This is a genomic window from Streptomyces sp. CA-210063, from assembly GCF_024612015.1.
In the GTDB taxonomy this organism is placed as follows: domain Bacteria; phylum Actinomycetota; class Actinomycetes; order Streptomycetales; family Streptomycetaceae; genus Streptomyces.
Genome location: NZ_CP102512.1, coordinates 10,026,026 through 10,035,138 on the forward strand (window position 1 = coordinate 10,026,026; position 9,113 = coordinate 10,035,138).

A 9,113-nucleotide genomic window follows, 5' to 3' on the forward strand; every position below is an offset into this window, starting at 1 on the left:
CGACCGGGCTTATAGCGTCAAGATCCAGGCCCGTGACCGGCCCCGACGGACATCCGTGACGGACATCCGTGGGCCGGGCAGACACCTTTCCCGTTCGCTCGTACCCGGTGCGGCAGAACCAGTGGGAGCCAGTGGCATGAACACATCCCTCGACGAGGTCATCGACGCGCTGCGCGCCTCCCTGTTGGAGAACGAACGCCTGCGCCGGCACAACCACCGGCTCACCTCCGCCGCCACCGAGCCCCTGGCCGTCGTCGGCATCGGCTGCCGCTTCCCCGGCGGCGTCACCGCCCCCGAGGACCTGTGGCGACTGGTCGCCGAGGGCACCGACGCCATGGCCGGCCCGCCCGCCGACCGCGGCTGGCAACACCTCCGCTCCTTCGACCCCGGCCACCAGGGCGCCTTCCTGGACACCGCCGGCGACTTCGACGCCGGGTTCTTCCGGATCTCGCCGCGGGAGGCGCTGGCGATGGACCCGCAGCAGCGGCTGCTGCTGGAGGTGTCGTGGGAGGCAGTCGAACGCGCGGGCATCGATCCGGCGTCCCTGCGCGGCAGCCGTACCGGCGTCTTCGTCGGCGGCGCCCCCCAGGAGTACGGCGCTCTCCTCGCCGAATCCCCCGAGGACACCGACGGCTACGCCATCACCGGCCTGCCCGCCAGCATCATGTCCGGCCGGATCGCCTACCTCCTGGGCCTGGAGGGGCCCGCCCTGACCGTGGACACGGCCTGCTCCTCCTCCCTCGTCGCCCTCCACCTCGCCGGGCAGTCCCTACGCGGCGGAGAGTGCGACCTCGCCCTCGTCGGCGGAGTCCTCGTCATGACGACCCCCACCATCTACGGCGAGTTCGACAGCCAGGGCGGATCGGCGTCGGACGGCCGCTGCAAGGCGTTCGCCGAAGCGGCGGACGGCACGGGCTGGGGCGAGGGCGCGGGCGTGCTGGTCGTGGAGCGGCTGTCGGACGCGCGGCGCAACGGCCATCCGGTGCTGGCGGTGGTACGCGGTTCCGCCGTGAACCAGGACGGCGCCTCGAACGGTCTGACCGCTCCGAACGGCCCCTCGCAGCAGCGGGTGATCCGGGACGCGTTGGCGAACGCGGAGCTGTCGGCGTCGGACGTGGACGCGGTGGAGGCGCATGGCACCGGGACCCGGCTCGGCGACCCGATCGAGGCTCAGGCACTGCTGGCGACCTACGGTCAAGGACGCCCCGACGACCGCCCGTTGTGGGTCGGCTCCATCAAGTCCAACATCGGGCACACCCAGTTCGCCGCCGGAGTCGCCGGAGTCATCAAGACCGTCCTCGCGCTCCGGCACGGGACGCTGCCGCGCACCCTGCACGTCGACGAGCCGACACGGCAGGTGGACTGGTCCACCGGCGCCGTGAAGGTGCTGACCGAGGCACGGGAATGGCCGGACACCGGACGCCCGCGCCGGGCGGGCGTGTCGTCGTTCGGGATCAGCGGCACCAACGCCCACGTCATCCTCGAACAGGCCGGCACGGACCCGACAGAGCCCGACGAGACCTCTGGCCGACCCCTGCCCGCCGTGCCCGTCACCCTCAGCGCCCGCGGCGAGGCCGCGCTGCGCGACCAGGCCGCCGGCCTCCTCGCTCACCTCGAACACCGGCCCGGCCTCCGGCTCCCGGACATCGCGTACTCCCTCGCCACCACCCGCGGCCTCCTGGACCACCGCGCCGCCGTCACCGCCACGGACCTGCCCGGCCTGACCGCCGGACTGCGCGCCCTCGCCGACGGCGACGACGCGCCCGGACTGGTCCGGGGGACCGCCATCCCGAGCGATCTCGCGGTGGTGTTCTCGGGTCAGGGTGCGCAGCGGGTGGGGATGGGACGGGGGTTGTACGAGGCGTTTCCGGTGTTCGCGGAGGCGTTCGAGGAGGTGTGTGCCGGGTTCGAGGGGTTGCTGCCGGGGTCGTTGAAGGAGCTGGTCTTCGGGGGTCCGGTGGAGGAGTTGGCGTCGACGGGGTGGGCGCAGCCCGCGCTGTTCGCGATGGAAGTCGCTCTGTTCAGGTTGGTGGAGTCGTGGGGGGTGCGGCCGGACGTGGTGTTCGGGCACTCGCTGGGTGAGTTGGTCGCGGCTCATGTGGCGGGGGTGTGGTCGCTTTCTGACGCCTGCCGGGTGGTGGCGGCGCGCGGGAGGCTGATGGCGGCGTTGCCGTCCGGGGGTGCGATGTGGGCGATCGCGGCGGACCCTGCGGAGATCGCGGAGAGTGCCGGTGTGTGGGTGGCGGCGGTGAACGGTCCGTCGTCGGTGGTGGTCTCCGGTGCCGAGGAAGCGGTGGCGGAGCTTGCCGGGCGGTTCGCTGCGGAGGGGCGGCGGGTGAAGCGGCTGGAGGTGTCGCACGCGTTCCACTCGGGGTTGATGGAGCCGATGGTCGCGGAGTTCGCCGAGGTGCTGTCCGGTGTCACGTTCTGCGACGCGCCGGTCATCCCTGTCGTGTCGAATGTGACCGGTGAGGTGGCGGGGGAGGAGCTGTGCACCCCTGAGTACTGGGTGCGGCACATACGGGCCACGGTGCGCTTCGCCGACGGAGTGCGGGCGGTGCGGGCCCAAGGCGTCGGCACGGTACTGGAGTTGGGCCCCGACGGCTCGCTGGTCTCCCTGGTGGAGGAGACCGAGGCCGAGGTGGTGGGTGTGGCGGCGTTGCGTCGGGGGCGGGACGAGGCGGTGGCGCTGTTGGAGGCGTTGGCGCGGGTGCATGTGGGTGGTGTGGGGGTGGACTGGCGGGCGGTGTTCGCCGGGAGCGGGGCGAGGCGGGTGGAGCTGCCGACGTACGCCTTCCAGCACCGCCGCTACTGGCCCCGTACCGCCGTGGGCGCGGGCCGGGGCCGCGTCGTGGACGACTGGCGGTACCGCGTCGTGTGGCGGCCCTGCCCCCTCGGCACCGCCGACTCGCTGTCGGGGCGCTGGCTGCTGGTGGCGTCGCAGGAGAGTGCCGGCACGGCCGTGGCGGAGGCACTGCGGGCCGCCGGCGCCGAGGTGGAGACCGCCTCGGGCGCTGTCGCCGGAGACTTCACCGGAGTCGTGGCGCTTCCCCAATCGGCCGCCGAGGCCGTCCGTCTCGTACAGGAACTGCGCGCCGCCGATGTCAAGGTGCCGCTGTGGTGGCTGACATCGGGCGCGGTCGCGGTCGCGCAGGGCGACACCGTACGACCTGAGGCGGCGCAGCTGTGGGGGCTCGGCCAGGTCGTGGGCCTGGAGGAACCGCGCTGGTGGGGCGGCCTCGTCGAGGTGCCCGCCGAATGGACCGCCGAGACGGGCACGGCGCTCACGGCCGTCCTCGCCGGTGCGGCCGGCGGTGAGGACCAGGTGGCTCTGCGGGGGACCGGAGCGTTCGTACGGCGTCTCGTACGGGCCCCGCTGACCGGACGTGAGCGGGCCAAGGAGTGGAAGCCCCGCGGGACGGCCCTGGTCACCGGGGGGACGGGCGGTGTCGGCGCGCGGGTGGCGCGGTGGCTCGCGGCCGAGGGAGCCGAGCGACTCGTACTGACCAGCCGTCGTGGCGCCGAGGCACCGGGAGCCGACGCACTCGCGGCGGAACTGCGCGCCCTCGGCGCGGAGGTGACCTTCGCGGCCTGTGACACCGCCGACCGGGACGCACTCGCGGCCGTCCTCGCGGACATCCCGCAGGCGACCCCGCTGACCGCCGTCGTCCACGCCGCCGGCATCGTCCGCTACACCAAGGTCCGCGACCTGTCCGCGGCGGAGCTCGACGAGGTCGTCTCCGGCAAGGCGCTGGGCGCCCGGAACCTGGACGAGCTGACCGCGCACCTCGACCTGGACGCCTTCGTCCTCTTCTCCTCCGGCGCCGCCTCCTGGGGCGGCGGCTCGCAGGGCGCCTACGCGGCGGCCAACGCCCACCTCGACGCCCTGGCCCACGACCGCCGCACCCGCGGGCTGCCCGCCACGTCACTGGCGTGGGGCACCTGGCGCTCCGAGGGAATGGCGGCCGACCTCGACGAACAGTCCCTCGCCCGGATGGGACTGGCGCTCATGGACCCCGAACTCGCGCTGTCCGCCATGCGGGAGGCGGTGGAGCACGGCGAGACCGCCCTCACCGTCACCGACACCGACTGGTCCCGTTTCACCCCGGTCTACACGGGCGCCCGCCGCCGACCCCTCATCGAGGACATCCCGGAAGCCGCCCACGCCCTGCGAGCCGGGGAGAACGAGGCCGAACCCGGCGGACCGGCCGACCCCGGTGCCCTTCCCCAAGGTTCGCCGGACACCGACGCGCTGCGCCGCGGCCTCACCGGTCTCACCGAGCGGGAGCAGCGCACCACCCTGCTGGACCTCGTCCGGTCGCGCGCGGCAGCCGTGCTCGGGCACACCGACGTGGCCGAGGTCGCGGCGGACCGGCCGTTCAAGGACCTGGGGTTCGACTCGCTGACGGCGACCGAGCTGCGCAACCGGCTGACCGCCGCCACCGGTCTCCGCCTGCCCGCCACCCTCGTCTTCGACCACCCGACCCCCACCGCCCTCGCCGCCCACGTCCACCGCGAACTGCTCGGCGGCGCCGACCCGGACAGCCGGACCGTCGTCGTACGGCAGGTGGACCAGGACGACCCCCTGGTGATCATCGGCATGGCCTGTCGGCTCCCCGGCGGCGTCACCGGCCCCGAGGACCTGTGGCAGCTGGTCGTCGACGGCCGCGACGAGATCTCCGGAGCGCCGGACGACCGGGGCTGGGACGCCTGGGGAACGTCCACCGCCCAGCAGGGCGGATTCCTCACCGACGTCGGCGGGTTCGACGCGGAGTTCTTCGGGATCTCGCCGCGTGAGGCGCTGGCGATGGACCCGCAGCAGCGGCTGCTGCTGGAGGTGTCGTGGGAGGCGGTGGAGCGCGCGGGAATCGACCCCTCGTCCCTGCGCGGCAGCCGTACCGGCGTCTTCGTCGGCGGCACCCCCACCGGCTACGGCGCCGTACTGGGCGACGCGGGCGACGCCGGCGGCTATCTCCTCACCGGCAACAGCGGCAGCGTGATGTCCGGCCGCATCTCGTACGTGCTCGGACTCCAGGGCCCCGCACTGACCGTCGACACCGCCTGCTCCTCCTCGCTCGTCTCCCTTCACCTCGCCTCCCAGGCGCTGAGCCGAGGTGAGTGCGACCTCGCCCTGGTCGGCGGCGTCGCCGTCATGCCCACCCCGGGCGCCTTCGACGAGTTCGCCCGGCAGGGCGGGCTGGCTTCCGACGGCCGCTGCAAGGCGTTCGCCGACTCGGCCGACGGCACCGGCTGGGCCGAGGGCGTCGCCTTCCTGGCCGTGGAACGGCAGTCGGACGCCCGGCGCAACGGTCACCGGGTGCTTGCGGTGCTACGGGGTTCGGCGGCGAACCAGGACGGTGCGTCCAACGGGTTGAGCGCTCCCAGCGGTCCGGCGCAACAGCGGGTGATCCGGGACGCGTTGGCGAGCGCCGGGCTGTCGGCGTCGGATGTGGACGCGGTGGAGGCGCACGGCACGGGGACCCGGCTCGGCGACCCGATCGAGGCACAGGCGCTGCTCGCGACCTACGGACAGAACCGTGAACGACCGCTGTATGTCGGCTCGTTGAAGTCGAACATCGGTCATACGCAGGCTGTGTCGGGTGTGGCGGGTGTGATCAAGACGGTGATGGCGCTGCGGCACGGAGTACTGCCGTGCACCCTGCATGTCGACGCACCCAGTGGTGAGGTGGACTGGTCCGCCGGTGCGGTGGAGTTGCTGACCGAGGCGCGGGAGTGGCCGGGGGAGGCGGGGCGTCCGCGGCGGATGGCGGTGTCGTCGTTCGGGATCAGCGGCACCAACGCGCACATCATCCTCGAGCAGGGGGATGACGAGGGGGCGTTGTCGGAGCCGGGCGCCGACGGGCAGGTCGTGCCCTGGGTGCTGTCGGGGCGCAGTGAGGCCGCGCTGCGGGGACAGGCGGCGCGGCTGCTGAACCGTGCGGGGAGCTTGGGCCGCGCGGTGGACATCGGTTGGTCGTTGGCGGTGTCGCGGGCGGCGTTGGAGCATCGGGCGGTGGTCGTCGGGGGTGGGCGGGAGGAGTTGCTGCGGGGCCTGTCGGCTGTGGCGGAGGGGCGGCCGGGTGCGGGGGTGGTCTCGGGCCGGGCCGGGGACTCCGGTGCCGTCTTCGTGTTTCCGGGTCAGGGGTCGCAGTGGGTGGGGATGGCGGTGGAGTTGCTGGATTCTTCGCCGGTGTTCGCGTCCCGGATGGCCGAGTGCGAGGCGGCGTTGTCCGCGTTCGTGGACTGGTCGCTGTCCGAAGTGCTCCGCGATGGTGGCGGGTTGGGCCGGGTGGATGTGGTCCAGCCGGTGTTGTGGGCGGTGATGGTGAGTCTGGCGGAGGTGTGGCGGTCGTACGGGGTGGAGCCGGCCGCTGTCGTGGGTCACTCCCAGGGTGAGATCGCGGCCGCTGTGGTGGCCGGGGCGTTGTCGTTGGAGGACGGGGCGCGGGTGGTGGCGTTGCGTTCGAAGGCGATCCTGGTCCTGTCCGGTCACGGTGGGATGGCGTCGGTGCAGTTGCCGGCGGATGAGGTTCGTGGTCTGAAGGCGCTGGCGGACGGTCGGGTGGACCTGGCCGCCGTCAACGGTCCCTCCTCGGTGGTCGTCGCGGGCGCGACGGACGCGCTGGATGAGGTGATTGCGGAGGCGGTCGCCCGGGGCGCCCGGGCCAAGCGCATCGACGTCGACTACGCCTCCCACTCCGTGCAGGTGGAGCAGATCCGTGCGGAACTCCTTGATGTTCTGGGGGAGTTGGCGCCGGTGGCGGCGCGGGTGCCGTTCTATTCGACGGTGACCGGCGGCCGGTTGGACACAACGGGCCTGGACGCCGAGTACTGGTACCGGAACCTACGCTCCACGGTCTGCCTGGAGTCCACGGTGGCCGCGCTGGTGCGGGCCGGGCATCAGTTGTTCGTGGAGGTGAGTCCGCATCCGGTGCTGACGGGTGCGGTGCAGGACACCGCCCAGGCGGCCGGGCGTGAGGCGGTCGTGACGGGGACCTTGCGCCGGGGTGAGGGCGGTCTGGAGCGGTTGTTGCTGTCCCTGGGTGAGGCGTACGCGCACGGCGCGCCGGTCGACTGGGGCACGTGCTTCGACGGTATGGATGTCCGGACGGTGGACCTGCCGACCTACGCCTTCCAACACCGCCGCTACTGGCCCGAGACCATGTCGGTGCCCGGTGGCGTTCGCCGGGCTGTGGACGACTGGCGTTACCGGGTCGTCTGGCGGCGCCGTGCCCAGGCCGAGGACACTCCACTGTCGGGGCGCTGGCTGCTGGTGTCGCCCGACGAGCGGGTGGCCACGGCGTTGCGCGCTGCCGGTGCCGAGGTGGACGTCGCCACGGAGATCGTCGCCGGTGACTACGCGGGCGTGATCGCGTCACCCGGCTCCCTCGACGCCGCCGTAACCCTCCTCAAGGACCTCGACGCGGTCGGCGTGGAGGCACCGTTGTGGTGGCTGACGGACGGCGCCGCCGCCGCGACGGCCGGCGACACGGTTCGGCCGGAGGCGGCTCAGTTGTGGGCGCTCGGCCAGGTCGTGGGGCTGGAGCATGCCGACCGGTGGGGCGGGCTCATCGACCTGCCCGCGGCGTGGACCGAGCACACCGGCCGGTCGCTGGCGGGCGTGCTGGCCGCGTCGGCGGACGGAGAGGACCAGGTCGCCGTACGCGAATCAGGTGTCTTCGTACGGCGGTTGGTGCGGGCCGCGCTCACCGGCCGTGCCCCCGCACGCTCGTGGCAGCCGCGGGGAACCGTGCTGGTGACGGGCGGCACCGGCGGTATCGGCGCCCATGTGGCGCGCTGGCTGGCCGCCGAGGGAGCGGACCATCTGGTGCTGACGAGCCGTCGCGGTGCCGAGGCGCCGGGCGCCGCCGAACTCGGCCGGGAACTGGAGGCGTTGGGCACGCGGACGACGTTCGCGGCCTGTGATGTGACCGACCGGGACGCGCTGGCGGCCGTACTCGCGGACGTACCCGAAGACCTGCCGCTGACCGCCGTCGTCCACGCCGCCGGAGTGGCGACCTTCGCGGACGTCCTGTCCATCGAGCCGGAGGAGCTGGTGGCGGGTATGGCCGCGAAGGTGTGGGGTGCGCGGCATCTGGACGAGCTGACGGCCGGTGTGGATCTGGACGCGTTCGTGTTGTTCTCGTCGGGTGCGGCGGTGTGGGGGAGTGCGGGCAACGGTACGTACGCGGCTGCCAACGCGTTCCTCGACGGGCTGGCGTTCGAGCGGCGTGCGCGTGGCCTGACGGCGACGTCGCTGGCGTGGGGCGGCTGGGCAGGCGGCGGCATGCTCGAAGGCTCCGAGGCCGTCGCCGGGCAACTGGAACGCATGGGCGTACGCCAGATGCAGCCCGAACTGGCCATCGGCGTCATGCGGGAGGCCGTCGAACACGACGAGACCACGCTCGCCGTCAGTGACATGGACTGGGAGCGGTTCGCCCCCGTCTACGCGCTGGCCCGCCGCCGTCCGCTGATCGAGGAGATCCCCGAAGCCGCCCGCGCCCTGCGCGGCGAGGACACGACCGCCCGGCAGGGCGAGAGCGACGACACGGCGACCGCCCGGCTGCGCGAGAGCCTCACCGGGCTGACCGACGCCGAACGGCAGGACATGCTCGTGGAACTGGTCCGCGAACACGCCTCGGCCGTACTCGGCCACGCGTCACCGGACGCCCTCACCGCGGACCGGCCGTTCAAGGACCTGGGGTTCGACTCGCTGACGGCGACCGAGCTGCGCAACCGGCTGAACACCGCCACCGGCCTCCGGCTGCCCGCCACCCTCGTCTTCGACCACCCGACGCCCACCGCCCTCGCCACTCTCCTGCGCGGCGAACTGCTGGCCGGCACACCGGACGGCGTGCTGGACGCGCTGCGCGTCCAGCAGGAACTCGACCGTATGGAGCAGGCCCTCTTCCGCGCGGCCGCCGCGCCCGACATGGACGCCGACACCCGCGCCGACATCGCGCAACGGCTGCGCGACCTCGCGGGCAGGCTCGGCGCCACGGACCAGGCGGCCGAGCCCCGCACGGCGGACCATCTCGACTCGGCCACCGACGACGAGATCTTCGACCTCATCGACCGCGATCTGGGCGTGTCCTGACCCCGTCCCGGGGCCC

General features: G+C 73.3%; 1 protein-coding gene. It reads left to right on the forward strand.

Features of this window, described 5'->3' with window-relative positions:
* Window positions 1-121: 121 nt before the first annotated feature.
* Entirely contained in the window at window positions 122-9,097 is an 8,976-nt protein-coding gene (locus JIX56_RS43800; RefSeq protein WP_443031984.1) for an SDR family NAD(P)-dependent oxidoreductase, read from the forward strand.
* The last annotated feature ends 16 nt before the right edge of the window (window positions 9,098-9,113 follow it).